The 22,778-nt window shown below is 70.2% G+C and carries 19 protein-coding genes and 2 pseudogenes; 13 read left to right on the forward strand and 8 right to left on the reverse strand.

The window, feature by feature from the left end:
* Positions 1-218 precede the first annotated feature (218 nt).
* The 3 genes from ASC56_RS22795 (at position 219) to hutH (ending at position 3,861) form a co-directional block, all read left to right on the forward strand.
* The gene (locus ASC56_RS22795; protein ID WP_055493347.1) at positions 219-1,025 is read left to right on the forward strand and encodes an enoyl-CoA hydratase/isomerase family protein; all 807 of its coding nucleotides are present in this window, start codon (positions 219-221) and stop codon (positions 1,023-1,025) included.
* 75 nt (positions 1,026-1,100) lie between these two features.
* Positions 1,101-2,243: a sensor domain-containing diguanylate cyclase gene (locus ASC56_RS22800; RefSeq protein ID WP_055493348.1), complete on the forward strand. Its 1,143-nt coding sequence runs from the start codon at positions 1,101-1,103 to the stop codon at positions 2,241-2,243.
* A gap of 79 nt (positions 2,244-2,322) precedes the next feature.
* Positions 2,323-3,861, forward strand: coding sequence for a histidine ammonia-lyase (gene hutH, locus ASC56_RS22805; RefSeq protein WP_055493349.1), 1,539 nt, complete (start codon positions 2,323-2,325; stop codon positions 3,859-3,861).
* A gap of 48 nt (positions 3,862-3,909) precedes the next feature.
* On the opposite strand, the gene ASC56_RS22810 is transcribed toward hutH, so the two are convergent.
* Positions 3,910-4,218 carry an LPXTG cell wall anchor domain-containing protein gene (locus ASC56_RS22810; RefSeq protein ID WP_199836044.1) on the reverse strand — a complete coding sequence of 103 codons (309 nt, stop codon included), beginning with the start codon at positions 4,216-4,218 and terminating at the stop codon, positions 3,910-3,912.
* A 110-nt stretch (positions 4,219-4,328) separates the two neighbouring features.
* On the opposite strand from ASC56_RS22810, the gene ASC56_RS22815 reads away from it, so the two are divergent.
* The 6 genes and pseudogenes from ASC56_RS22815 to ASC56_RS22840 all read left to right on the forward strand — a co-directional run.
* Positions 4,329-4,682, forward strand: coding sequence for a hypothetical protein (locus ASC56_RS22815; protein WP_055493351.1), 354 nt, complete (start codon positions 4,329-4,331; stop codon positions 4,680-4,682).
* 239 nt (positions 4,683-4,921) lie between these two features.
* Positions 4,922-6,172, forward strand: coding sequence for an Ig-like domain-containing protein (locus ASC56_RS22820; RefSeq protein ID WP_234377021.1), 1,251 nt, complete (start codon positions 4,922-4,924; stop codon positions 6,170-6,172).
* Between the two features lie 418 nt (positions 6,173-6,590).
* Positions 6,591-8,048 (forward strand): ABC transporter permease, encoded by a 1,458-nt coding sequence (locus ASC56_RS22825; protein ID WP_055493352.1) that lies wholly within the window; start codon positions 6,591-6,593, stop codon positions 8,046-8,048.
* Between the two features lie 140 nt (positions 8,049-8,188).
* Entirely contained in the window at positions 8,189-8,872 is a 684-nt protein-coding gene (locus ASC56_RS22830; protein ID WP_055493353.1) for an ABC transporter ATP-binding protein, read from the forward strand.
* Between the two features lie 183 nt (positions 8,873-9,055).
* The gene (locus ASC56_RS22835; RefSeq protein WP_055493354.1) at positions 9,056-12,346 is read left to right on the forward strand and encodes a S8 family peptidase; all 3,291 of its coding nucleotides are present in this window, start codon (positions 9,056-9,058) and stop codon (positions 12,344-12,346) included.
* A 129-nt stretch (positions 12,347-12,475) separates the two neighbouring features.
* Positions 12,476-12,691 (forward strand): annotated as a pseudogene (locus ASC56_RS22840) (antibiotic biosynthesis monooxygenase); the annotation flags it as partial.
* A 37-nt stretch (positions 12,692-12,728) separates the two neighbouring features.
* Here ASC56_RS22840 and ASC56_RS22845 read toward each other — a convergent pair.
* Positions 12,729-13,655, reverse strand: a complete 927-nt coding sequence (locus tag ASC56_RS22845; RefSeq protein ID WP_055493356.1) for a helix-turn-helix transcriptional regulator — start codon at positions 13,653-13,655, stop codon at positions 12,729-12,731.
* A 167-nt stretch (positions 13,656-13,822) separates the two neighbouring features.
* Here ASC56_RS22845 and ASC56_RS22850 point away from each other — a divergent pair, with 167 nt between their 5' ends.
* A complete protein-coding gene (locus ASC56_RS22850) occupies positions 13,823-14,863 on the forward strand; it encodes an NAD(P)-dependent alcohol dehydrogenase (protein WP_055493357.1) in 1,041 nt (346 codons plus the stop codon).
* 61 nt (positions 14,864-14,924) lie between these two features.
* Here the strand turns inward: ASC56_RS22850 and ASC56_RS22855 are convergent, their stop codons facing one another.
* Positions 14,925-15,311: a hypothetical protein gene (locus tag ASC56_RS22855; RefSeq protein ID WP_055493358.1), complete on the reverse strand. Its 387-nt coding sequence runs from the start codon at positions 15,309-15,311 to the stop codon at positions 14,925-14,927.
* Between the two features lie 204 nt (positions 15,312-15,515).
* On the opposite strand from ASC56_RS22855, the gene ASC56_RS22860 reads away from it, so the two are divergent.
* Positions 15,516-15,902, forward strand: a complete 387-nt coding sequence (locus ASC56_RS22860; protein WP_055493359.1) for a VOC family protein — start codon at positions 15,516-15,518, stop codon at positions 15,900-15,902.
* A gap of 116 nt (positions 15,903-16,018) precedes the next feature.
* Here ASC56_RS22860 and ASC56_RS22865 read toward each other — a convergent pair whose 3' ends face one another.
* Together ASC56_RS22865 and ASC56_RS22870 are read right to left on the reverse strand one after the other, a co-directional pair.
* Positions 16,019-16,756 carry a DUF2637 domain-containing protein gene (locus ASC56_RS22865; RefSeq protein WP_079102647.1) on the reverse strand — a complete coding sequence of 246 codons (738 nt, stop codon included), beginning with the start codon at positions 16,754-16,756 and terminating at the stop codon, positions 16,019-16,021.
* 23 nt (positions 16,757-16,779) lie between these two features.
* The gene (locus ASC56_RS22870) at positions 16,780-16,953 is read right to left on the reverse strand and encodes a hypothetical protein (protein WP_159039685.1); all 174 of its coding nucleotides are present in this window, start codon (positions 16,951-16,953) and stop codon (positions 16,780-16,782) included.
* Positions 16,954-17,245: 292 nt separating this feature from the next.
* On the opposite strand from ASC56_RS22870, the gene ASC56_RS22875 reads away from it, so the two are divergent.
* Positions 17,246-18,472 (forward strand): hypothetical protein, encoded by a 1,227-nt coding sequence (locus tag ASC56_RS22875; protein WP_159039686.1) that lies wholly within the window; start codon positions 17,246-17,248, stop codon positions 18,470-18,472.
* A gap of 240 nt (positions 18,473-18,712) precedes the next feature.
* Here the strand turns inward: ASC56_RS22875 and ASC56_RS22880 are convergent, their stop codons facing one another.
* The 3 genes and pseudogenes from ASC56_RS22880 to ASC56_RS39880 all read right to left on the reverse strand — a co-directional run.
* The gene (locus tag ASC56_RS22880) at positions 18,713-19,999 is read right to left on the reverse strand and encodes an ATP-binding protein (RefSeq protein WP_199836046.1); all 1,287 of its coding nucleotides are present in this window, start codon (positions 19,997-19,999) and stop codon (positions 18,713-18,715) included.
* Positions 20,000-20,083: 84 nt separating this feature from the next.
* On the reverse strand, positions 20,084-20,821 hold the full coding sequence (locus tag ASC56_RS22885) for a cyclopropane-fatty-acyl-phospholipid synthase family protein (protein ID WP_055493362.1): 738 nt from the start codon (positions 20,819-20,821) through the stop codon (positions 20,084-20,086).
* Positions 20,822-20,959: 138 nt separating this feature from the next.
* Positions 20,960-21,061, reverse strand: a pseudogene (locus ASC56_RS39880) (peptide-methionine (S)-S-oxide reductase); the annotation flags it as partial.
* Positions 21,062-21,113: 52 nt separating this feature from the next.
* Here ASC56_RS39880 and ASC56_RS22890 point away from each other — a divergent pair.
* Positions 21,114-22,601: a recombinase family protein gene (locus ASC56_RS22890; protein ID WP_079102648.1), complete on the forward strand. Its 1,488-nt coding sequence runs from the start codon at positions 21,114-21,116 to the stop codon at positions 22,599-22,601.
* The last annotated feature ends 177 nt before the right edge of the window (positions 22,602-22,778 follow it).

Genomic DNA, 22,778 nt, shown 5'->3' on the forward strand with positions numbered 1-22,778 from the left:
GTGCCCGTTGGGTGTGGGTGATGCGGAGATGGCCCGGATGTCACCCGAAAGGGGAGGGGTGACCGTAAGAGCTCCGAACAGAACGGGCGCCCGGCTCGCGGCGCCTGGGACCCTAAGTGGCCCGCATCCGGCGGAGACTCGCGGCGGCTTCCGCAGGGCCGCTTCGGCTGCGATGATCGGAGCGTCGGTAGTTAACCTGCGTTAACCGGGAGGGTGTCATGGCGGAGCAGGGGGACGAGCGGCGGTTCGGCGAGCACGTCGTCGTACGGCGGCACGGATACGTCGCGGAGCTGGCGCTCGACCGGCCCAAGGCGATGAACGCGGTGTCCACCGAGATGGCGCGCTCGATCGCCGCGGCGTGCGAGCACCTCGCCGCCGACCGGGACGCCCGGGTGACGGTGCTGACGTCGACGCACGAGCGGGCGTTCTGTGTGGGCGCCGACCTCAAGGAGCGCAACTCCTTCACGGACGCCGACCTGGTGCGCCAACGGCCGGTGGCACGCGCCGCGTACACCGGTGTCCTGGAGCTGCCGATGCCGACCGTCGCCGCCGTGCACGGCTTCGCGCTGGGTGGCGGCTTCGAGCTGGCGCTGTCCTGCGACCTGATCGTGGCCGACCGCACGGCGGTGGTCGGGTTGCCCGAGGTGTCCGTCGGGGTGATCCCCGGAGGTGGTGGCACCCAGCTGCTGCCCCGCCGGGTGGGCGCCGCGCGCGCCGCGGAGCTGATCTTCACGGCACGGCGTCTGGAGGCGGCCGAGGCACGGGAGTTGGGTCTGGTCGACGAGCTCGTTCCGGAGGGCCGGGACCGTGAGGAGGCGCTCGCCCTCGCGTCCCGTGTTGCCGCGAACTCCCCGGTGGGCCTGCGCGCCGCCAAACGCGCCCTGCGCCTGGGGCACGGCCTCGATCTGCGGGCCGGTCTGGAGGTCGAGGACGCGGCCTGGCGCTCGGTGGCGTTCTCGGGCGACCGGGCCGAGGGGGTGGCCGCCTTCAACGAGAAGCGCACCCCCCAGTGGCCGGGCGAGTAGGCACGCCGCGTCACTCGCACCCCTGATCGCCGCACCAATGTCTCATGTCGTCCCGATCGTCCCTAGCCTGGAGTGATGGGTGAGGAGGACAGTCGGCTCAGGGCCGTGGTGGCGCTGGCCCAGGGGATGGCGGCGGCGCACGCCCCACGGGAGTCCTGGCGGGCCGCCGCGCTCGGCGCGTGCCGTGCGCTCGCCGGGAGCTTCGCCGCGCTCTCCGTCTGGGAGCGCGAACGCGGGCGGCTGAAGGTCCTCGTCAACGTGGGGGAGCTCGCCCCCGAGGAGGAGGAGTTCCCGGAGCACGAGGCGTACCCCGTGCACCAGTTCCCGGAGATCACCGAGTTCCTGCACGAGCGCTGGGCGGGTGGCGGCGGGCCGAGCGCCTGGGTGGAGACCGCCGAGGGTCCGGCGGCGGAGCACGCCGGGTACAGCCACCAGCGCGTGGCCGCCCTGCGAAGGCGCGGGCGCGGCTGCTGTGTGGTCGCGCCGGTCGTGCTGCACGGCCGGGCCTGGGGCGAGCTGTATGTCGCCCGCCCGGCCGACGCCCCCCTCTTCGACGGTGCGGACGCCGACTTCGCCATCGTCCTCGCCTCCGTCGTCGCCGCGGGCCTCGCCCAGACCGAGCGCTTGGAGGAGGCCCGCCGCCTCGCCTTCACCGACGCCCTCACCGGTCTCGCCAACCGGCGCGCCGTCGACGTGCGCCTCGACGAGGCGATCGAACGGCACCGCGGCGACGGAGCCGTCGTCTCGCTCGTGGTCTGTGATCTCAACGGGCTCAAGCGGGTCAACGACACACGGGGGCATGCGGTGGGGGACCGGCTGCTGGAACGTTTCGGCTCGGTCCTCTCGCTGTGCGGTGCGATGCTCCCGGGTGCTCTCGTCGCCCGTCTCGGCGGCGACGAGTTCTGCCTCCTCGCGGTCGGGCCCCCGGGCGACGAGGTCGTCCGGGTCGCCGACGAGGTCTGCCGCCGGGCGGCCGAGTTGGAGCTGGGTGACGGCGTCGCCTGCGGGGTCGCCTCGACCCAGGACCCGATCGGCCCGGTCCACTCGGCCCGTCGGCTGTTCCGGCTCGCGGACGCCGCCCAGTACCGGGCCAAGGCCCTGCGTGCCGGGAAGCCGGTGGTCGCGGGCCGCGAGGGGCCGGACGATCCGGTCGTACGGCTGGCCGACGCGCCGCCACCGGCCGCCCGGGAGCGCCGCCGCTTCCGAGGCCGTCACTGAGACAGGCCGTGGTAAGGGGTCAACCGGCCACCCACTAGTGACATCATCGAATTCACTGCGTACGCTCCTGAATATGGATATGCACACTGTGGTGGTGGGGACGTCCGGGGTGACCGCGTCCGACGTTCTCGCGGTGGCGCGCACAGGCGCCCGGATCGAGATCTCCCCGGAGGCCCTGGCGGCCCTCGCGGCGGCCCGTCAGGTCGTCGACGCGCTGGCGGCGAAGCCGGAGCCCGTCTACGGGGTCAGCACCGGGTTCGGCGCGCTGGCGACCCGGCACATCAGCCAGGAGCTGCGCGCCCGGCTGCAGCGCAACATCGTGCGCTCGCACGCGGCCGGCATGGGCCCCCGGGTCGAACGCGAGGTCGTCCGCGCCCTGATGTTCCTGCGGCTGAAGACCGTCTGCTCGGGGCACACCGGTGTCCGCCCCGAGGTGGCGCTCACCATGGCCGCCATCCTCAACGCCGGCATCACCCCGGTCGTGCACGAGTACGGCTCGCTCGGCTGCTCCGGCGACCTGGCGCCGCTGTCCCACTGCGCGCTCACGCTCATGGGCGAGGGAGAGGCCGAGGGCCCCGACGGCGTCGTACGGCCCGCCGCCGAACTCCTCGCCGAGCACGGCATCGCGCCCGTCGAACTGCGCGAGAAGGAGGGCCTCGCGCTCCTCAACGGCACCGACGGCATGCTCGGCATGCTGATCATGGCCCTGGCGGATCTGGAGACGCTCTACAAGTCGGCCGACGTCACGGCGGCCCTCTCGCTGGAGGCGCTGCTCGGCACGGACAAGGTGCTGGCGCCGGAACTGCACGCCATCCGCCCCCACCCCGGGCAGGGCGCGTCGGCCGCCAACATGCTGGCCGTACTGAAGGATTCCGGTCTGACGGGCCACCACCAGGACGATGCGCCGCGCGTCCAGGACGCCTACTCGGTGCGGTGCGCCCCGCAGGTCGCGGGCGCCGGCCGGGACACGCTGGCGCATGCCCGTCTGGTCGCCGAGCGCGAGTTGGCGTCGGCCGTCGACAACCCGGTGGTCCTGCCCGACGGCCGCGTCGAGTCGAACGGCAACTTCCACGGCGCGCCGGTGGCGTACGTCCTGGACTTCCTGGCGATCGCGGCGGCGGACCTGGCGTCGATCGCCGAGCGCCGCACCGACCGTCTGCTCGACAAGAACCGCTCGCACGGCCTGCCGCCGTTCCTGGCGGACGACGCGGGCGTCGACTCGGGCCTGATGATCGCTCAGTACACGCAGGCCGCGCTGGTGAGCGAGATGAAGCGGCTGGCCGTGCCGGCCTCCGCCGACTCGATCCCGTCCTCCGCGATGCAGGAGGACCATGTCTCGATGGGCTGGTCGGCGGCGCGCAAGCTGCGCACTGCGGTGGACAACCTGACCCGGGTCCTGGCGATCGAGCTGTACGCGGCGAGCCGGGCCGTCGAACTGCGCGAGGGGCTGACCCCGGCCCCCGCGACCCAGGCGGCGATCACGGCCCTGCGCAAGGCGGGCGTCGAGGGCCCCGGCCCGGACCGCTTCCTGGCCCCGGATCTCGCGGCGGCCGACGACTTCGTACGGACGGGACAGTTGGTCACGGCCGTGGAAGGAGTCACCGGCCCGCTGGGGTGACCGCCCGGCAGGCAGCGCGGGCCGCCGTCGCCGTCGCGGCGGCGGCCCTCAGTACGCCCCCATGCGCTCCCTGCGCACCGAGTACGTCACGAATCCCGCGCCCAGGCCCAGGAAGAGCATCCCGCCCACCACGTACGGCGTGGTGTCCACGCTTCCCGTGTCGGCCAGTTGGGTGTCCGTCCCGGTGCTGTCCGACTCCGCGGACGTCCGGGTGGACGACGACGTCTGCTGCCCTGGCATCTCCGGTGTCGCGTTCGCGGACGGCACGAACCACAGGGCTCCCAGCAGGGTCCCGGCGGCGGTGGCGGTCAGCAATGTGCGGCGTGTGGTGGACGACGATCGACGTGCGGCGGACACGAAATACCGATCCCCCTGTGGCGCTTGCGAATTGGCCGTGTGGGGCGATGCTAGTGAAAGGCGCGGGTCGTGGGAAAGTCGCGCCCCCTCCGGGCCGTACGCTGCCCGCCATGAGCACTTCTGAGACATCACGGTTTGTCCGTATTCGGGCGGAGCTGGTCGTCGAGGTCATCGACGCCGACGCCGTCACCAAGGCCGCACTGGGCCGTATCGGGGACGACCCGGACATGCCCGAAGGCGAGCGCACCTACACCGAGAGCGCGGTGACCGAGGACACGGCCGAGGCCATCGCGTATCTCATCGATCCGTCCGACCTGGCCGGCGGGCTGCCGGGGGTCGAACTCGTCCAGGCCTCCTGGAGCAGCGAGCAGATCGACTACGACCCGGATTCGCCTGAGTGGGCACTGGGTGAGGATGATGAGGCCGATGACGAGGAGGACGACGAGGAAGTCGGACTCCGCTGACGTGCCTTGGGAAATTGGTGACCCCGGGCGGGCAACCGGCGCCCGGGGTTCCGTCGTCTCAAGGGGCGTTCCCCGACGCCCGCGCGGCGCGGAGGCCGCCTGCGCACCCGTCGCACCGACGTGGTGTGGCCCACACCTCCCTGGAATGTGGAACGGGGCGAACCGGCCGTAGCGTTGAAGGCTTTTAACGGGGACTCGACGGGGTACTTGGGGATTCGGCAACGATGGAGAAGCGTGTGATGACGGACAGTAAGCGGCGCAAGGGTCTGACGGCCGCGTCCGCACTGCTCGGCGGAATGCTGGTGCTCACCGCGTGCAGCGGGGGCAGCTCGGCGGCCGGTGGCGGCGGCAACGACTCCACCTCGCAGGCCAAGGCCGACGAGGCGGCCGCCCAGAAGACCTCCGAGGCGCAGATCAAGATCACGCCGACGGACGGCTCCAACAACGCGTCCATCAACAACGCCGCCAAGGTGTCGGTCACCAAGGGCACACTCACCAACGTCACCATGACCACCGCGTCCGGCACCGCCGTCGCCGGCCAGATATCCGCGGACAAGACGAGCTGGTCGCCCAGCGGCCAGCTGGACCGGGCCACGACCTACAAGGTCGCCGTGACCGCCAAGGACTCCAAGGGCCGCGAGGCCCACGAGAACGCCTCGTTCACGACCGTCGCCCCGGCCCACTCCTTCATAGGCAGCTTCACGCCGGAGGGCGGCTCGACCGTCGGCGTCGGCATGCCGGTGTCGGTCAACTTCGACAAGGCGATAACCAACAAGGCCGCCGTGCAGAAGGGGATCACCGTCACCTCCAGCAGCGGCCAGGAGGTCGTCGGGCACTGGTTCGGTGCCAATCGGCTCGACTTCCGGCCCGAGCAGTACTGGAAGGAGGGCTCCACCGTCACGATGAAGCTCAACCTGGACGGTGTCCAGGGCGCGAGCGGCCTGTACGGCGTGCAGCAGAAGACGGTCACCTTCAAGATCGGCCGCAACCAGGTCTCGTACGTCGACGCGAAGACCAAGCAGATGAAGGTCACGCAGGACGGCAAGACCGTCAAGACCATCCCGATCTCCGCCGGCGCGCCCGCGCACACCACGTACCAGGGCCAGATGGTGATCTCCGAGAAGTTCACCCAGACCCGGATGAACGGCGCGACGGTCGGCTTCAAGGACTCCGACGGCAAGGGCGAGTACGACATCAAGGACGTGCCGCACGCCATGCGCCTGACCACGTCCGGCACCTTCATCCACGGCAACTACTGGGGCGGTCCGTCGGTCTTCGGCAACGTCAACACCAGCCACGGCTGTGTCGGCCTGCAGGACAAGAAGGGCGCGAACGACCCGAGCACGCCGGCCGCCTGGTTCTACAACAACTCGATCGTCGGTGATGTCGTGGTGGTCTCCAACACCGGCGACAGGACGGTCTCCCCGGACAACGGCCTCAACGGCTGGAACATGAGCTGGGCCGAGTGGAAGGCCGGTTCGGCCGTCTGACCCACCTGACGCCGCAGTCTCGTCCCGATGCCGCCGACCGCCCTCACGGGCACCGGCGGCATCGGCGTCCCCAGGGGCGCCGCGGCGCTTCGCACGCCTCGCGAGGACGCGTGGCGGGGCCTCCCGACCGTCGCCCGGAGGGGCCACGGGCACCGCGGGGATGCCGTACGGCCCCCGCCCAGACGCTCATTGCCGCCGCCAGAGGCGCGAGCCGCCGCCCAGACGCTCATTGCCGCCGCCAGAGGCGCAACCGCCGCCCAGTTGCGCACGGCCGGCGTCGCGGTGCCGCGTGCCGTCGTTGGGACCCTCGCTCGGCCCGGGGCTCCGCACAGTTCAACTCCCGCCCCGGCACGGGCTTCTCATCCTTCTCTTATGTCCGGCTTATGGGTTCATCACGGTGCCTCCCTAGCTTGCGGCCATGTTCTTCACCTACCTGAGGCGCGAACTGCGCCGCCGGAGAAAGGCGGCCCTCGTCGTCGCCTCCGGGCTCGCCCTGGGCATCGCCCTGGTCATCGTGGTCAACTCCGTGTCCTCCGGGATGGGGAAGGCGCAGGACAAGGTTCTGCAGTCGCTGTACGGCCTCGGCACCGACATGACCGTCACCAAGGCGGCCACCCCCACGTCGGGCAGCTCGCAGGGGCCGCGCTTCAACTTCGACGCCCGCAGCAACGACTCCAGCGAGACACAGAGCAGCGACCGCGTCATGGTCCAGGGCTTCACGACCCTCGCGATCGGCACGGTCTCCGAGGTCGGTGCGCAGAAGGGGGTGTCGGACGCCGTCGGGGGGCTGAGCCTGCGGGTCATCAAGGTCAGCGGCCAGTTCCGGCAGGGCCAGTTCCAACAGAACCAGAGCAGCGGTCGGCAGGGCGGCCCCGGCGCCGCCGCCGGCGGTCAGCCCGAAGGCCGCGTCGAGGGCGGCGGCGCCAACTTCGACGTCAACAACTACTCCGTCTACGGCACCGACGTCACCAAGCCCGCCCTCGGCCCGCTGACCTCATCGAGGATCACCAGCGGCCGCGGCTTCAAGACGTCGGAGACGAACGGCAAGGTCGCCGTCGCCGACTCGTCCTACGCCAAGGAGAAGAACCTCAAGGTCGGCAGCACCGTCACCGTCAAGAGCGTCAAGTTCGAGGTCATCGGGATCGCCACCGCCGACAGCGGCGACTCGGCCGCCAACCTGTACATCCCGCTGCAGCAGGCCCAGACGCTCGCCGACGCGAAGGACAAGGTCACCACGATCTACGTCAAGGCGACCGACTCGCAGCAGATCGCCGGCGTCAAGGAGACCATCCAGAAGAACATCTCGGGGACCACGGTCACCACCTCCGCCGACCTGGCGAGCACCGTCTCCGGCTCCCTGTCCACCGCCTCCGACCTCGCCTCCTCCGTCGGCAAGTGGCTCTCGATCACGGTGCTCCTGGCCGCGTTCCTGGTCGCCGGGCTGCTCACCTCCTCCGCCGTCTCCCGCCGCGTACGCGAGTTCGGCACCCTGAAGGCGCTCGGCTGGCGGTCCGGCCGCGTCACCCGCCAGGTCGTCGGCGAGGCCGTGGTCAACGGACTGGTGGGCGGCGCCCTCGGTATCGCCCTGGGCCTCGCGGGCGCGTACGCCGTCACCGCGATCAGCCCCACGCTCAAGGCCCAGCTCGGCGGTGGAGGCGGCGGTGGCTTCGGCGGTGGAGGCGGCGGCGGTGGCTTCGGCGGACCCGGCCGTCAGGCCGCGAAGTCCCTGGAGGTCGCGCTCACCGCGCCTGTCAGCCTCTCCACCATCGTCCTCGCGGTCGTGCTCGCCGTCACGGGCGGTCTGGTCGCCGGTGCCTTCGGCGGCTGGCGCGCCTCCCGTCTGCGCCCCGCGGACGCTCTGCGCCGCGTCGAGTAGCGCCCGCCCCGCAGACCGCAGACCGCACCTCGCACACCGCAGACCCCACCTCGCAGACCGCACCCTGCACCCCGCACGCGGCACCGGAGCCTGCAGTGACGGCGGGCCCCACCCCCTTACGCACCCCAGGAGTTGCACCCATGTACGAACTCAGAGGCGTCACCAAGCGCTACCCGCGGGGCAAGGAGAGCATCACCGCCCTGGACGGCGTCGACCTCACCATCGGCGACGGCGACCGGCTCGTCATCCAGGGCCCCACCGGCGGCGGCAAGTCCACCCTGCTGCAGATGCTCGGCGGACTCGACAAGCCCACCGCGGGCAGCGTCGAACTCGACGGCACCGACCTCGCCAGGCTCTCCGAGGCCAAGCTCACCACGGTGCGCAGCGCGAACATCGGGTTCGTCTTCCAGAGCTTCAACCTCATCCCGACGCTCACCGCCCAGGAGAACGTCGAGACCGCCCTCGTCCCCCTCGGCGTGAAGGCCGGGGAGCGCCGCCAACGAGCCGCCGAGGCCCTGGAGTCCGTCGGTCTCGGGGAGCGGCTCGGGCATCTGCCCGCGGAGCTGTCGGGCGGTCAGCAGCAGCGCGTCGCCATCGCCCGCGCCCTGGTGAAGCGGCCCAAGGTGCTGCTCGCCGACGAACCCACCGGGAACCTCGACGAGTCCACGCGCGACGAGATCATGGACGTACTGGAGTCCCTGTGGAAGGAGCACGGACTCACCTTCGTGATGGTCACGCACGACTCCGCGATCGCGAAGAAGGCCCCGCGGGTCGCCACCATCCGCAAGGGCAAGATCACGGTCAGGGAGAACGCCGCCCCGTAGGTCGCCCACCGACGCCCGCCGGACGTCCCAACTCGTTACCCACGGCCGTATTGAGGCCTTGATCACCCCCCGGCATACTGCGTGGTCGGGGGGTTGACGTGCGCATGTGCGGGATTGCCCCCGGCCGGGTGGGCGGGGCATTCACCCGGTACCTCGTCTCCAGGGGGAGTCTTGCGCAGACAAGTGAAGAGAGCGTGCGCGGCGGCCGTCGCGACGGCCGCCGCAGTGGCGCTGGCGGCGGGAATGACCAGCCCGGCGTCGGCGAGGCCCGAGACCGCGGCACCGGCGGCGGCGTCCGGTCTCACGGCCCAGCATCGCATCACGCTGATCACCGGTGACCGCGTGGTGGTCGACGCCAAGGGCCGCGTCGTCGGTCTGGAGCGGGCCAGGGGCCGCGGAAACGTTCCGGTGCAGGTCCGCAAGGTCGCCGGGCACACCTATGTGGTGCCGACCGACGCGGCCGCCATGATCGCCTCCGGGAAGCTCGACCGGCGTCTGTTCGACGTCACCGAGCTGAACGCGTCCCTCATCCGCCGGGACCAGCTGAACGGCCTGAAGGTCATCGTCGGCTACCAGGGCACGGCGGGCACCGCGAAGGCCGGCGTCCGCGGGGCGGCCACGCTGCGCCGGACCCTGACGTCCCTGAACGCGGACGCCGTCCAGACGCCGCAGCGGGACGCGGCCGAGCTGTGGAAGGCCGTCACCGACGGCGACGGCACCGCCTCGGGCATCGCACATGTCTGGCTCGACGGCGTCCGCAAGGCGAGCCTCGACAAGTCGGTGCCGCAGATAGGCGCCCCCAATGCCTGGGCGGCGGGATACGACGGCAAGGGCGTCAAGATCGCCGTCCTGGACACGGGGGTCGACGCGAACCACCCGGACCTCAAGGGCCAGGTGATCGAGGCCAAGAACTTCTCGGCCGCCTCCGGCATCGGCGACAAGGTCGGCCACGGCACGCACGTGGCGTCCATCGCTGCGGGCACGGGCGCCAAGTCGCACGGCAAGTACAAGGGTGTGGCACCCGGCGCGAAGATCCTGGCCGGCAAGGTCCTGGACGACGAGGGGTACGGCAACGACTCCGGCATCCTGGCGGGCATGGAGTGGGCCGCCCAGCAGGGCGCCGACATCGTCAACCTCAGCCTGGGCGCCACCGACACGCCCGGGATCGACGCGCTCGAAGCCGAGGTGAACAAGCTCTCCGAGCAGAAGGGCATCCTCTTCGCCATCGCCGCGGGCAACGACGGCGAGATGGGCGACCGGACCATCGCCTCCCCCGGCAGCGCGGCCGACGCCCTCACCGTCGGCGCCGTCGACGGCAACGACAAGCTCGCGTCCTTCTCCAGCCGTGGCCCCGGCCCCGACGGCTCCATCAAGCCCGATGTCACCGCCCCCGGTGTGAACATCACCGCCGCCGCGGCCCCGGGCAGCCTCGTCGACAAGGAGGTCGGCGAGAATCCGGCCGGCTACCTGACCCTGTCGGGCACGTCGATGGCGACCCCGCATGTCGCGGGCGCCGCCGCCCTCCTCAAGCAGGAGCACCCCGACTGGACGTTCGACCGGCTGAAGTCCGCGCTGACGGGGTCCGCGAAGGGCGGCAACTACACCCCCTTCCAGCAGGGTTCGGGCCGCATCGCCGTGGACAGGGCGATCCGGCAGACCGTGCTCGCCGACCCGTCGTCCGTGAACTTCGGCATCGCGCGGTGGCCGCACACCGACGACAAGCCGGTCACCCAGCAGCTGACGTACCGCAACCTCGGCACGACCGACGTCACCCTGTCGCTCTCGCTGACGGCCACCAACCCCAAGGGCCAGGCGGCACCTTCCGGCTTCTTCACGCTCGGCGCGCGCACGGTCACCGTCCCGGCGGGCGGCACGGCCTCCGTCCCCGTCGGCGTCGACACCAGGCTGGGCGGGAGCACGGACGGCGCGTACTCGGCCTACGTGACCGCGACGGGCGGCGGCCAGAGCGTGCGGACGGCCGCGGCCGTGGAGCGCGAGGCGGAGTCGTACGACGTCACCCTGAAGTACGTCAACCGTGACGGGCACAGGCCCGTCCACCTGTCCGACCTGGTGGACCCCTCGGCCGCGGGCCGGGACTACTTCGCCCAGAGCTCGGCGGACACCGTGACCGTCCGGGTGCCCAAGGGCACGTACCTGCTCAACTCCGTCTCGGTGAAGGACCCGAGCTCCACCGCGGGCGGTGTGGACTGGCTGGTCCAGCCCAAGCTGAGCGTCACCCGGAACACCACGGTCACCCTCGACCTGAACACGGCGAAGCCCGCCGACATCACCGTGCCCGACGCCGCGGCCAAGCCGCTGTCCGCGACGGTCTCCTTCGCGTACGGGCCGACGGGCATCGGCGGCGGCATCTTCACGCCGTCCTTCCGTGACCTGAGGGTGGCGCACGTCGGCCCGGCGGTGCCCTCCGGCCTCTCCCAGAGCTGGTTCGGGCAGTGGACCAAGGGCGGCTCGGCCGAGTACGACGTGTTCACCGGGGGCGCCGTCAAGAAGCTGGAGGGCGCGCACGTCCACCACTACAGGGCGGCCGACCTGGCCACGCTGAAGGTGAACCTGGGGTCGCCGGCGGGCGGCAAGACCGGCGCCGTCGGCGTCTACGGTCTCCTGCCGACCGACTTCGGCTCCGGCATCCCGGTCGAGCAGAGGCTGCCCGGCACGCGCACGCTGTACGTGTCGACCGGCGACCGGGTCCAGTGGTCGCTCGACTTCTCGCAGTACGGCGGCAAGAGGGACGCGCAGGGCTTCGCCGTCCCGGAGGCGTACTACACGCTCGGCGCGGCGCAGGCCGTCGATGCGGGCAAGAGCTACTCGAAGACCTTCAACACGGCCGTGTTCGGTCCGCTGATCGACTCCGACTACGGCATCTTCCGTGAGGGCGACCAGATCTACGGCTATCTGCCGCTGTTCGCCGACGGCCAGACGCACGCCGGGTCCTCGGACTTCATGTCGGTCAGGACGACGCTGTACCGCAACGGCACCGAGGTCGGCTCGAACAACGACCCGCTGTTCGGCGCCGGCCCCTTCAAGGTCCCGTCGGGCGAGGCCTCGTACCGGCTGACGACCTCCGTCATCCGCAGTGTGAACGTCGCCGCGGCCTCCACCCGGATCGACGCGAGCTGGACCTTCACGTCCAAGAAGGTGAGCAGGGCCAAGCTGCCCGCCTCGACGGTCCGCTTCGGCGCGACCACCGGCCTGGACAGCCGCGTCGCGGCCGGCCGGAAGGTCACGATCCCGGTCACCGTCCAGGGTTCGGCCGCGGGCCGCAACCTGGGCTCCCTGTCCGTGTGGGTGTCGTACGACTACGGCAGGACGTGGACCGGGCTGACGGTCAAGAACGGCACGATCACCTACCGGAACCCGGCGAAGGGCCAGGGCCTCTCGTTCCACGCCAAGATCGCCGACAAGCAGGGCAACAAGTCGACGATCTCGATCTACAACGCGTTCTACGGGAAGTGAGCCGATAGCGAACGGCCCGCCGGAAGTACTCCTTCCGGCGGGCCGTCCGTGTTTCCGTGAGCCCATGGCCGCGCAAACCGTCGAGTACATCCGGTACCGCGTTCCGGAGCAGCAGTCGGCCAGATGGCCCAGCGCCGCCGCTGGGTCGACCTCATCCAGGACGCGGCGGGCGAGGCGGGCCTGCCGACGGACGCGGAGTTTCGCTCGGCGTTCCTGGCGTACGTGGAGTGGGGCTCGCGGCTGGCGCTGTACTTCTCCGGCCCGGACGCCAGGCCCCCGGTCCAGCAGCCGGTCCCGAAGTGGACATGGGGCGCGGCGCCGCCCTACCGGACGGAGATGCCGTAGCGGCCGTGGCGGCCCGGCCGGGCGCGGAGAGCAGCGGTCAGGGCCGGGGCGTCGTCGTCCCCGCGCGGATCGCGTCCGTGCCCCAGCTCGCCAGCAGCCGCAGCGCCTCCGCGGACGGGGACCCCGGCTCGGCGTGGTACGTCACCAGCGCCTGCTCACCGTCGTCCGGCACCCGGAACGACTCGAACTGCAGCGAGAGATCACCCACCAGCGCATGCCGCAGCTGCTTCAGCCCGTGGCTCTTCTCCTTGACGTCGTGCGTCGCCCACAGCCGCCGGAACTCCTGGCTCTTCACCGACAGCTGACCGACCAGGGACGACAGCCGCTGATCGTCGGGGTGGCACCCCGCCTCGTACCGCAGCTGGCACACGATGTCGATCGCCTTCTGCTCCCAGTCCACGAACAGGTCGTGGTACTCGGGCCGCAGGAACACCATCCGTGCCCAGTTCCGCTCCTGCTGCGGCAGTTGTGACCAGTCCCCGAAGACGGCCGCGGCCATCCGGTTCCACGCCAGGATCTCCGCGCGCCGCCCCACGAGGTACGCCGGGACGCTGTCGAAGGAGTCGAGCAGCTGGCGCAGCGAGGAACGCACCTGCTGCGGCCGCGTGGACGGCTTCTTCTTGTGGGCCTTCGGCTTGGCCAGGTGCGTCAGATGCGCGTGCTCCGCGTTGCTCAGCCGCAGCGCCCTGGCGATCGCGTCGAGCACCTCGGCGGACACGTTCCGTCCGTTGCCCTGCTCCAGGCGTGTGTAGTACGCCACGGACACCCCGGCCAGCTGCGCCAGCTCCTCGCGCCGCAGGCCCGGCACCCGGCGGTGCCGTCCGAACTCGGGCAGGCCCACGTCCTCGGGCTTGAGGCGGGCCCGCCGGGTGCGCAGGAACTCGCTGAGCTCGGCGCGCCGGTCCAGGGCCTGACCGGCTCCTGCGGATTCGGGTTCCTGTACGGAGTCGGGCTGTGCGTCCATGCGTCCAGTATTCCTGGTCGTAGGACTGTGAACCTGACCCCGCCAGTGGTAGGACCGCTGGACGTAGGCAGAGCCGTGACCTGGGTGGGAAGCGCGGGAGCGGGCAGGCTGGACGCCGTGCCCGGTGGAAGGCAGCCGGGCGCGCTACCCCTTAGGAGATACCCGGCATGACCACCGTTGCTGCGTACGCCGCACCCGCCGCGAAGGCTCCGCTGGAGCGCACCACGATCGAGCGCCGTGAGGTCGGCGAGTTCGACGTTCTGATCGACATCAGGTTCGCCGGCATCTGCCACTCGGACATCCACCAGGCCCGTGAGGGCTGGGGCGAGGCGATCTTCCCGATGGTTCCGGGCCACGAGATCGCGGGCGTCGTCTCCGAGGTCGGAGCCGGTGTCACCAAGTTCGAGGTCGGCGACCGCGTGGGCGTCGGCTGCATGGTCGACTCCTGCCGAGAGTGCGAGAACTGCCAGGCGGGGCTGGAGCAGTACTGCCTCAAGGGCAACGTCGGCACGTACAACGCGCTCGACAAGAACGGCGAGCCGACCTACGGCGGCTACTCGCAGAAGATCGTCGTCGACGAGAACTTCACCGTGCGCATCCCGGACGGCCTGTCCCTCGACGCGGCCGCCCCGCTGCTGTGCGCCGGCATCACCACCTACTCCCCGCTGAGGCACTGGAACGCGGGCCCCGGCAAGAAGGTCGCGATCGTCGGCCTGGGCGGCCTCGGCCACATGGGCGTCAAGATCGCGCACGCGATGGGCGCCGAGGTGACCGTGCTCTCGCAGTCCCTGCGCAAGAAGGAGGACGGGCTGAAGCTGGGCGCCGACCACTACCACGCCACCAGCGACCCGAAGACCTTCGAGGAACTGCGCGGCACCTTCGACCTGATCGTGTCGACCGTGTCGGCGCCGCTGGACTTCGGCGCGTTCCTGTCGCTGCTCAAGACGGACGGCGCGCTGGTGAACGTGGGCGCGCCCGAGGAGCCCATCTCGCTCAACCTGTTCTCGGTGATCGCCGGTCGCAAGACCCTCGCGGGCTCCGGCATCGGCGGTATCCGCGAGACCCAGGAGATGCTGGACTTCTGCGCCGAACACGGCATCGGCGCCGAGATCGAGCTGATCAGCGCCTCCGAGATCAACGAGGCGTACGAGCGGGTGCTGAGCAGTGATGTGCGGTACCGGTTCGTGATCGACACGGCGACCATCTGAGGGTCCGGTGAGACGGCGTGAGGCGGCCCCGCGGCCGCCTCACGCCGTCGCCGGACGGGTCCTACGCGCAGCTGATCGGATCGGTGACGGCGGGGTCGTCGTACAGGTCCCACAGCACGAGCCCCTGGAGGAGAAGCAGCAGGACGGAGATGGCGAGGACGAGGACCGCCACCGCCAGACGGGCCCCGGTGGACCGGCGCAGGGCGCGGACGGCGAGAACGACCGCGGCCAGGGTGCACAACGGCCCCGCGTACACGGTCACGTACATCTGCCAACTGATCGGCAGGACATGGCCGCACCTGGCCGACTCGGCGGCCCGACGGGCGCGCTCGGCGGCGGCGTAGCCGAAGGAACCGAGCAGTCCCAGCCCGAACGGAAGGGCCGAGAGCAGGGGCGCCCCCCATGGACGCCCCGCGGGCGCCGAGACCCCGGCGTCGGTACCGGTCATGGCCATCTCCGTCCCCCTCCCCGTACGCGATCACGGTCACCCAGACGCGCGGACCGCCCTGGCGGGTTCCCGGCCCGGCAGCCACAGCGGGAGCGGGATGGTGCGAGCCGGTCGTGGCTGCCTGCGCCGCGACGCCGCGGAGATCCGGCACAGGGGCCTAGCGTGGGAAGTGGTTGCGGCACCCGGAAGACAGGAGGCCGAACGATGTCTGTCGAGCTCAACCACACGATCGTGGCCGCCCGCGACAAGGAAGCGTCCGCGCGCTTCCTCGCGGATCTGCTGGGCCTGGAGGTGGCGCCTCAGTACGGCCCGTTCATCCCGGTGCAGATCCCGAACGGGGTGACGCTGGACTACATGGAGGCGACGGAGTCGATCACTCCCCAGCACTACGCGTTCCTGGTCTCGGAGGACGACTTCGACGCGATCTTCAGCCGTATCCGCACGGCGGGCCTGCCGTACTGGGCGGACCCATACCACGACCGCCCCCAAGAGATCAACCACAACGACGGGGGCCGCGGGGCGTACTTCGACGACCCGAACGGCCACCGTCTGGAGATCCTGACGAGGCCGTACGGGAGCGGCCGGGACTGACGCCGCCCCGTACGCGACCGGCCCGTCCCGGTGCGGGGCGGGCCGGTGAGCTGGTCGGGGTCGACCGGTCGGGGTCGACCGGTCGGGGGAGTCCTGCCAAGTCCTGATGCCGGACGTCAGTCGTCGCCGGGCTGCTCCTTGCTGTGCGGAGCGGCATGCCGGGGACGGTATTTGCACGAGACCTGACCGACGAGCTCGCGGAAGCACACCAGGGCGGTGATCGGCGGGATTCCGACGATCACCATCGAGAGCAGGGAATGCGACGAGTGGCTGATGCACAGGGCCACCGCCGTGGCGGAGGCGATCAGGACGACACCCCAGGATCGCCGGGCGGTCCGGTGCTGAACCGCCGCGCGCAGAATCGACAGCGCGGCCACGAACCACGGCCCGTACACCGTCAGCGGCCACCACAGCGCCAGCGGTGCCGGCAGAACCGTCGAGGCGATGGACCGCAGTTGGCTGTACGAATAGGCGACGGACCAGCCCAGCATGGCCACCGCGCACGCGGCGATGGTCGCGACCAGGACCGTGACAGGGGTGATGCTCTGGCCATTGTCGAGCGTATGGGCCCCCGGCCGGGGACGCCGTCGTTCGCTCCGGTGGCGGTGCTGCCCGTCCAGGACGGGCGGAGCGGGGTCCACGCTGGACACGGTGGACAGCATCTGGGCCAGCTCTTCGTCCGGATCCCAGCCGCTCGGTGCGATGTCCGGACCCGGGTTGTTCCAGACGTGGTGTGCCTCAAGGGGGTCGATGAGGGGATCGATATCGTACGAATGTTGCCCCAGCGCGTCATAGTCGCTTCTCAGGGCGAACTGAATGTCGTAGAGGCTTGGCTCGCCGTGAAGCCTGTCCATTCTCAGCTCCTCCGCGCCCTGGCTCAGGAAGCTCCATCCAGAGCCCGCAAGTATTCACTTTGCATGTCGCCGATCTTCTCGAGGAAGTCTTCAAGAAGGTCCGAACAACCCTTGAGAAGCGCGTCGCCGCTGATCGACTCGTGCCAGAGGGTGCCGCCCCCGACGGGGATCTGATCTTCCGGTTCGTTCCAAGTCACGATCACCTAACGAGCGCCACATGGCGCGAGGTATCCGGCATTCGGGGGAATGAATCCCTGAAGAATCGTTTCGGCTGTGTGATGACAGTACCGAGCGGAATGTAATTCAGACGATGCGCGCAACCGTATTTCCGTGAATAGCATTTCCGTTTCTGAGGCCTGCGCGGGCCGCCTGATCCGAACATGCGCCGCGCCGGCTGCCCGGACGAGCGCTCCGCTGCGGTTGCCGCTCCCTCCCCCACCTCGTTAGCTGGAACGGGGGCCGAGGCTCATGGAGCGGCGAGGAGCGGCGATGATCACGCAAGAGCAGGTCGATCGAATCCTGCGGCTGAACGGCAACGGGCTCCCCCTCGTCTCCCTCTACGTTCCGGCGGACCCGCCGCAGGGAACCGGACGCCGTGCGTTCAGCACCCGCGTGGCCAGCCTGCTGGACCGTATCCGGCCGCTCGCCGAGAACGGCTCGCTCGACCGTGCCGCACGGCTCTCGCTGCGCGAGGACATCGCCAGGATCGAGAAGTTCCTGGAGGAGGAGCCCCAGCGGCCCGGCGCCGCCGCCGTCTTCTGCTGCAGCGGCCGCGACATCTACGAAGAGGTGTGGCTGCCCCGGCGTACGCGCGAACGGGTCGTGGTGGACGCCGATCCCTACGTCCGGCCGCTGCTGGGCGTGCTCGACGAGTACTACCGCACCTGCGCGGTCGTCGTGCACAAGGGCGTCGGGCAGGTCTGGGAGTGCTACCTCGACCAGGTGCGGGAGCTGGAGGTCATCCGCGACCGAGTGCTGCGCAAGCACGACTACGCCGACGGGTACGCCGAGTACCGGGTCCGCAACAAGGCCGACGAGCTGAGCAAGAGGCACTACAGGCGGCTGGTCGCGGAGCTCAAGCAGCTGTTCGCCGGCGGGGGCTACGATCTCCTCGCCGTCGGCGGTGTCGCCCACGAGGTACCGGTCTTCGTCGACTTCCTGACGCGTGATCTCAAGGACCGGCTCGTCGGCACATTCGCCATCGACCGCGAGTCCGCGACGCCCGCGGACGTCAGGCAGAAGGTGCAGGAGGTCGTCTCCGAGTACGACCACCAGGAGCAGCGGCGGCTCGTCGGCGAGATCCTGGAGGCCAAGGCGGCCCGCAAGCGCGCCGCCGTCGGACTCGACGAGACCCTGTGGGCGGCCTCGCTGGCCGCGATCCAGACGCTGACGGTCGACGACGAGGCCGTCGTTCCCGGGGTCGTCTGCGACCGGGACGGGCTGCTCGCGCGCTCCGGGAAGACGTGTCCGCTCTGCGGGGAGCCGCTGCGGGAGGTGCCCGACGTGGTCGACGAGCTGACCGAGACCGTGATCGACGACGGTGGCGAGGTGCGGCACATCGAGGTGGAGACGGACCTGCGTCCGCACCAGGTCGGCGCCCTGCTGCGGTTCGCACTCCCGCCGCAGCCGACCGAGGGGTCGCAGGGGTCACAAGAGTCGCAGGGGTCTCAAGGGTCGCAGGGGGCTGAAGGGCCTGAAGGCTCTCAAGGCTCTTAAGGGCCCCAAGGGTCCCAAGGCTCTTAAGGGTCCCAAGGGTCGCAGGCCTTGTAGTCGGCCGACCCTCTTGACCCCATAGCAAATCAGAGCAATCCTGGCAAATAGGACCGGTCAACCACGGCAGGGCTCTTTGAGCGCCTGTCGGGCACCGGCCAGGTCCCCGGTGACTTCTGTGAGACATGTGATGTGTTGATCGGGATTTTCCGGGGACCGCCCTTGTCTGGGGGCGCTGCGCCGGTCTCAGAGCCGGCTGTACTTCTCGATGTCCTCGGTGAACTCCCCGATGGCCCGTGCGGTGAGCGTGGGACGAGTGTCGGCGATGGCGGTCATGTAGTCCTCGGTGGTGGCCGGTCCGCCCTGCCGGGCCGTGACTTCGCGTTCGAATGCCGCCTGGGCTCCCTTGCGGGCGGCGAACTCGATGTCCGCCGGGGTGAACAGCTCGGTGGCGTCGACCAGTTGGGCGAGGTCCACGGAGTCGGCGGCTCCCCTCAGATAGCGGGTCCAGATCGCGGCACGGGCGGTGCGATTCGGGGGGCCGATCGGGATGACGTAGTCGAACCGGCCCGGCCGCAGGAAGGCGGGATCCAGGGAGCGGACCGAGTTGGTGGCGCAGACCAGCAGCCGGGCGTCGTGCTCACGGAAGCTGGGGATGAGTTTGAGCAGCTCGTTGGTGACCCCGTGCCCGGGGTCGACCGCCTGCCCGGACCGGACAGCGGCGATCTCCTCCACCTCGTCGATGAAGAGCAGCACCGAGTCCAGCTCCGCCAGATCCGCGAAGGCCTCCCGCAGCGCCGTGGCCAGACCCTCACTCGTGTCGGCCGCGAGCCGGGACGGGAAGAGCTCCACGAACGGCCAGCCGAGCCGCGAGGCCACCGCCTTGGCGAAGCTGGTCTTGCCGGTACCGGGCGGCCCGAACAGGACCACCGCCTTCGGCGGGACCACACCGTAGCGCTCGGCCAGCGCCGGCTCCGTCAGCGGCAGCACGACACGGCGCTCCACGACCTGCTTCTCCCGCTCCATGCCGGCCATGGTCTCCCAGAGCCCCTCGGGCAGCATGCGGCCGCCCAGCGCGGTGAGCACCTCGTTGTTGGCGGTCTCACGCGGTTCGAGCTTCTCGTAGTAGGTCAGGTCGGCACGGGACAGGTAGCCGGAGTGCTCCAGGGCCTTCGTCCCGGCGGCGTGGGCGGGCAGCAGGGTGCTGATGCGGCGCACGCCCAGCGCCCGCAGCCGTCGTTCCAGCTCGGCCAGGAGGGCGCTGCCGATCCCGCGATCGCGCCAGCGGGAGGCCAGCGCCACGAGCAGCACCCAGGCTCGCTTGCCGTGCGCCTGGGCCACCGCCACACCCACCAGTTCATCGCCGACCACCGCGACCACGGCCGTCTGACCGGCCTCTGCCGCCGCCATCACCTCGGAGACCGGGAAGACCGGGTCCTCCTCGGACCGGCGGCTCTGGTCCCAGATCTGGATCGCCTGGTCGACGTCGTCGTCGTGATAGTCGCGCAGATGCCATGCGGGCATCGCCACCACCTCGCCCGCCGGGTATCCCCATTGTCCCCCGCCGGAGCGTCGGCCGACGAGTCACGCCGAGGTCGTGCGCGGGGGCGGCCCGCGTCAGCCGGATGTCTGTCGCAGGACCAGACAGACGAAGCCGAAGGTGTCCCGGTAGACGTGCAGCCATTCGGAACGCCGTGTGTCGGCCGTCCCGAGCACCTGCGCGGTGTCCGGGTGGGCAGGGTGATCAAGAGCCCATGAGGCCAGCGAGCCCCAGCAGGCCCACTCGTAGTCGTCCAGCTCGCGACGGGTGCTGACATGGCCGTGGACGGGAGTCCATCCCTCGGCGACGACGCGGTCCACCGTGGTCGCCAGGTCGGAGAGGTCCCCGAGCATCTCGACGGCCTCGCGGGAGTGCTCCCCGGCCCAGAAGCCCTCGCCGATCAGGACGCGTCCGTCGGGCGCCAGGTGCTTGCGGGCGGCCGCCAGGGTGGGCAGCAGGCCGCCGAAGGCGTGGGTGGCGCCGACACAGAGCACCAGGTCGAACAGGTGGGGGGAGGAGAAGCCCGCGGCCTCCTGCTGATGGAGTACGAGGCGGTCCTGGACGCCCAGGCCGAGAGCGGTCCGGCGGGCCTGTTCCAGGTCGTCCCCGGAGATGTCGACGCCCTCGGCGTGCAGCTCCGGGTACAGGGTCAGGGCGCGCAACAGCCACTCCGCGCCGCCGCAACCGAGGTCGAGCACACGCGCGTCGCCACGCGGAAGGGAGTGTCCCAGGAGTCGGCGCACCGCCTCGTCGTCGAGCGGAGCCTTGATCGGGTGATCGGTGTGGGCGAGCCGGGAGAGCTGTTCACGATTCACCGGCGCAGCTTGGCAACCGAGGCCGCTTTCCCGCACCTCGTTTTCCCTCCCCGGATCCGTCGGCTCCGCGGGGTCACCCGGGTCCGCGGACGGCCCGGGAGACCGGGGCGCAGTCGCCGATCTCCCGAACCGGGTCGCTCACTCGCCGGTGAACTTCGCGACGCCGATCGGGCAGGACACGCCGGTGCCGCCGATGCCGCAGTAGCCCGCCGGGTTCTTGTCCAGGTACTGCTGGCGATAGCTCTGCACTTCGTGCATCATTAGAACTCCTCGATGGCTAGGGGGAGTTACCGTGAGCAGCAACGATCACTTAGTTCCGGTGGTGGCGTACGCGAGGATCTCGGCCGACCTGGCCAGGGACGCCCACGGGGTGGACGACCAGCACAAGGTCAACGACGAGACGGCGGCCGCGGTGGGGTGCAGGATCGTGCACTACTACACGGACAACGACCTTTCTGCGGCGAAGGTCGGCCTTGTCCGGCCGGACTTCGAAGCGATGCTGAAGGTTCTCAAGGCCGGCCGCATGCCTGACGGCCAGGCGGTACGGGGAGCGATCGTCGTGGCGGACGACCGCCTTGTGAGGCGGGTGGGCGACTACGAACGATTTGTGGACGCCCTGACGTTCGAAGACGGGCGGGTGTACGCGGACGCCAAAGGCATCAAGGATCTCTACAACGAAGACGTTGAGTCCATGGGTTTGTTCGGCGTCGTTATCTCTAAGGCGGAGGTACGCAAGATCCGGCGACGCACGCGCCGTTCGCACCGCCGTCGCGCAGAGCAGGGGATCCCCGTTGGAGGCACACGCCCCTTCGGCTGGAACGACGACAAGCGGACCCTCTGCCCTGAGGAGGCAGAGCGGCTCGCCCAGGCGGCACGCGACGTGATCGCAGGAAAGTCGCTGCACTCGATCCTCCTGAAGTGGCGCGAGGAGGAAGTTCGGACGGTTCACGGGAATCCCTGGGCCGCGCGCTCGCTCAAGCTCGCGCTCTGGAACCCTCGACTGTGCGGATGGCGGCGCCACAACGGGGAGTTGGTAAGGGACGCCGACGGCATCCCCGTGGTCGGTCAGTGGGAGCCCATCATCACGCCAAAGGAATGGATGGCCATCGACGCCCTCTTCTCGGCGAGGATCAAGCCCAACGTCAAAGCTGACGGGACCGTGACGGACTACCGCACGCCCTCCCATCTGCTAACTGGCATCCTCCGATGCGGGAAGCCCGTGGCGGACGGCGAGATCTGCAATGCGCCGATGCGAGTGAGCACGCGGCCGGACCTGTCAGGTGGGTTCGTCTATCAGTGCCCTACTCGATCCATGGGCGGGTGCGGCGGCAGCGGAAGAAACGGCGTGAAGGTCGACGAGTACGTCACTGAAGCCGTCCTAGCGAAGCTGGAGGAGCGCGCCGTCGTCAAGCAGGAGGGCGACCGCGAGTGGGATGGGGCGGAAGAGTTGGAGCGTCTCACCAAAAAGCAGCGGACCATGCTCCAGAAGTGGCAGGAGGACCTCATCTCGGATGAGCTCTTCTTCCCTGAGAACCACAAGATGGAGGTCCGGATCAAGGAGCTGCGCAAGGAGCGCACAGAGCACGCGCTGCGCGTTCAGCGTGCGTCTAAGGTGACCGCGGATGTCCGGGAGCGGTGGTCCTCAGGTGACCTCGACATGGCTCAGAAACGGGCACTCATCCGGGAGGCGCTTCATGCGGTGATCGTCCTCCCGGTTGGGGGAGGGGGAAGGCGCCCGTTCAACCCTGACCTGCTTGTTCTCAAGTGGACGGACGGCTGAGCTTCGTGAGTGCTCGGGGTCGCCGTTGAGCAGAACTCTTGGCCAGGCGGCGAGCGGTACGGAGCGCCCTGCCACCACGAGGAACGGCGTTGTCAGTGGCTCCGAGTACGGTGCGGAGCGTTGGGCCGGACGGAGATCGTGAGGGACTCGCGGCCATGGGGGGTCTGTCAAACGACC

The organism is Streptomyces sp. TP-A0356, assembly GCF_001417775.1.
In the GTDB taxonomy this organism is placed as follows: domain Bacteria; phylum Actinomycetota; class Actinomycetes; order Streptomycetales; family Streptomycetaceae; genus Streptomyces.

What these genes read in the sequence shown, in the direction of transcription:
- ASC56_RS22865 (WP_079102647.1), bottom strand. Translation starts at nt 16,756, where the DNA reads ATGGACAGGCTTCACGGCGAGCCAAGCCTCTACGACATTCAGTTCGCC.
- ASC56_RS22855 (WP_055493358.1), bottom strand. Translation starts at nt 15,311, where the DNA reads ATGACCGGTACCGACGCCGGGGTCTCGGCGCCCGCGGGGCGTCCATGG.
- ASC56_RS22800 (WP_055493348.1), top strand. Translation starts at nt 1,101, where the DNA reads ATGGGTGAGGAGGACAGTCGGCTCAGGGCCGTGGTGGCGCTGGCCCAG.
- ASC56_RS22830 (WP_055493353.1), top strand. Translation starts at nt 8,189, where the DNA reads ATGTACGAACTCAGAGGCGTCACCAAGCGCTACCCGCGGGGCAAGGAG.
- ASC56_RS22815 (WP_055493351.1), top strand. Translation starts at nt 4,329, where the DNA reads ATGAGCACTTCTGAGACATCACGGTTTGTCCGTATTCGGGCGGAGCTG.
- ASC56_RS22875 (WP_159039686.1), top strand. Translation starts at nt 17,246, where the DNA reads ATGATCACGCAAGAGCAGGTCGATCGAATCCTGCGGCTGAACGGCAAC.
- ASC56_RS22850 (WP_055493357.1), top strand. Translation starts at nt 13,823, where the DNA reads ATGACCACCGTTGCTGCGTACGCCGCACCCGCCGCGAAGGCTCCGCTG.
- ASC56_RS22825 (WP_055493352.1), top strand. Translation starts at nt 6,591, where the DNA reads ATGTTCTTCACCTACCTGAGGCGCGAACTGCGCCGCCGGAGAAAGGCG.
- ASC56_RS22845 (WP_055493356.1), bottom strand. Translation starts at nt 13,655, where the DNA reads ATGGACGCACAGCCCGACTCCGTACAGGAACCCGAATCCGCAGGAGCC.
- ASC56_RS22820 (WP_234377021.1), top strand. Translation starts at nt 4,922, where the DNA reads ATGACGGACAGTAAGCGGCGCAAGGGTCTGACGGCCGCGTCCGCACTG.
- ASC56_RS22860 (WP_055493359.1), top strand. Translation starts at nt 15,516, where the DNA reads ATGTCTGTCGAGCTCAACCACACGATCGTGGCCGCCCGCGACAAGGAA.
- ASC56_RS22795 (WP_055493347.1), top strand. Translation starts at nt 219, where the DNA reads ATGGCGGAGCAGGGGGACGAGCGGCGGTTCGGCGAGCACGTCGTCGTA.
- hutH (WP_055493349.1), top strand. Translation starts at nt 2,323, where the DNA reads ATGCACACTGTGGTGGTGGGGACGTCCGGGGTGACCGCGTCCGACGTT.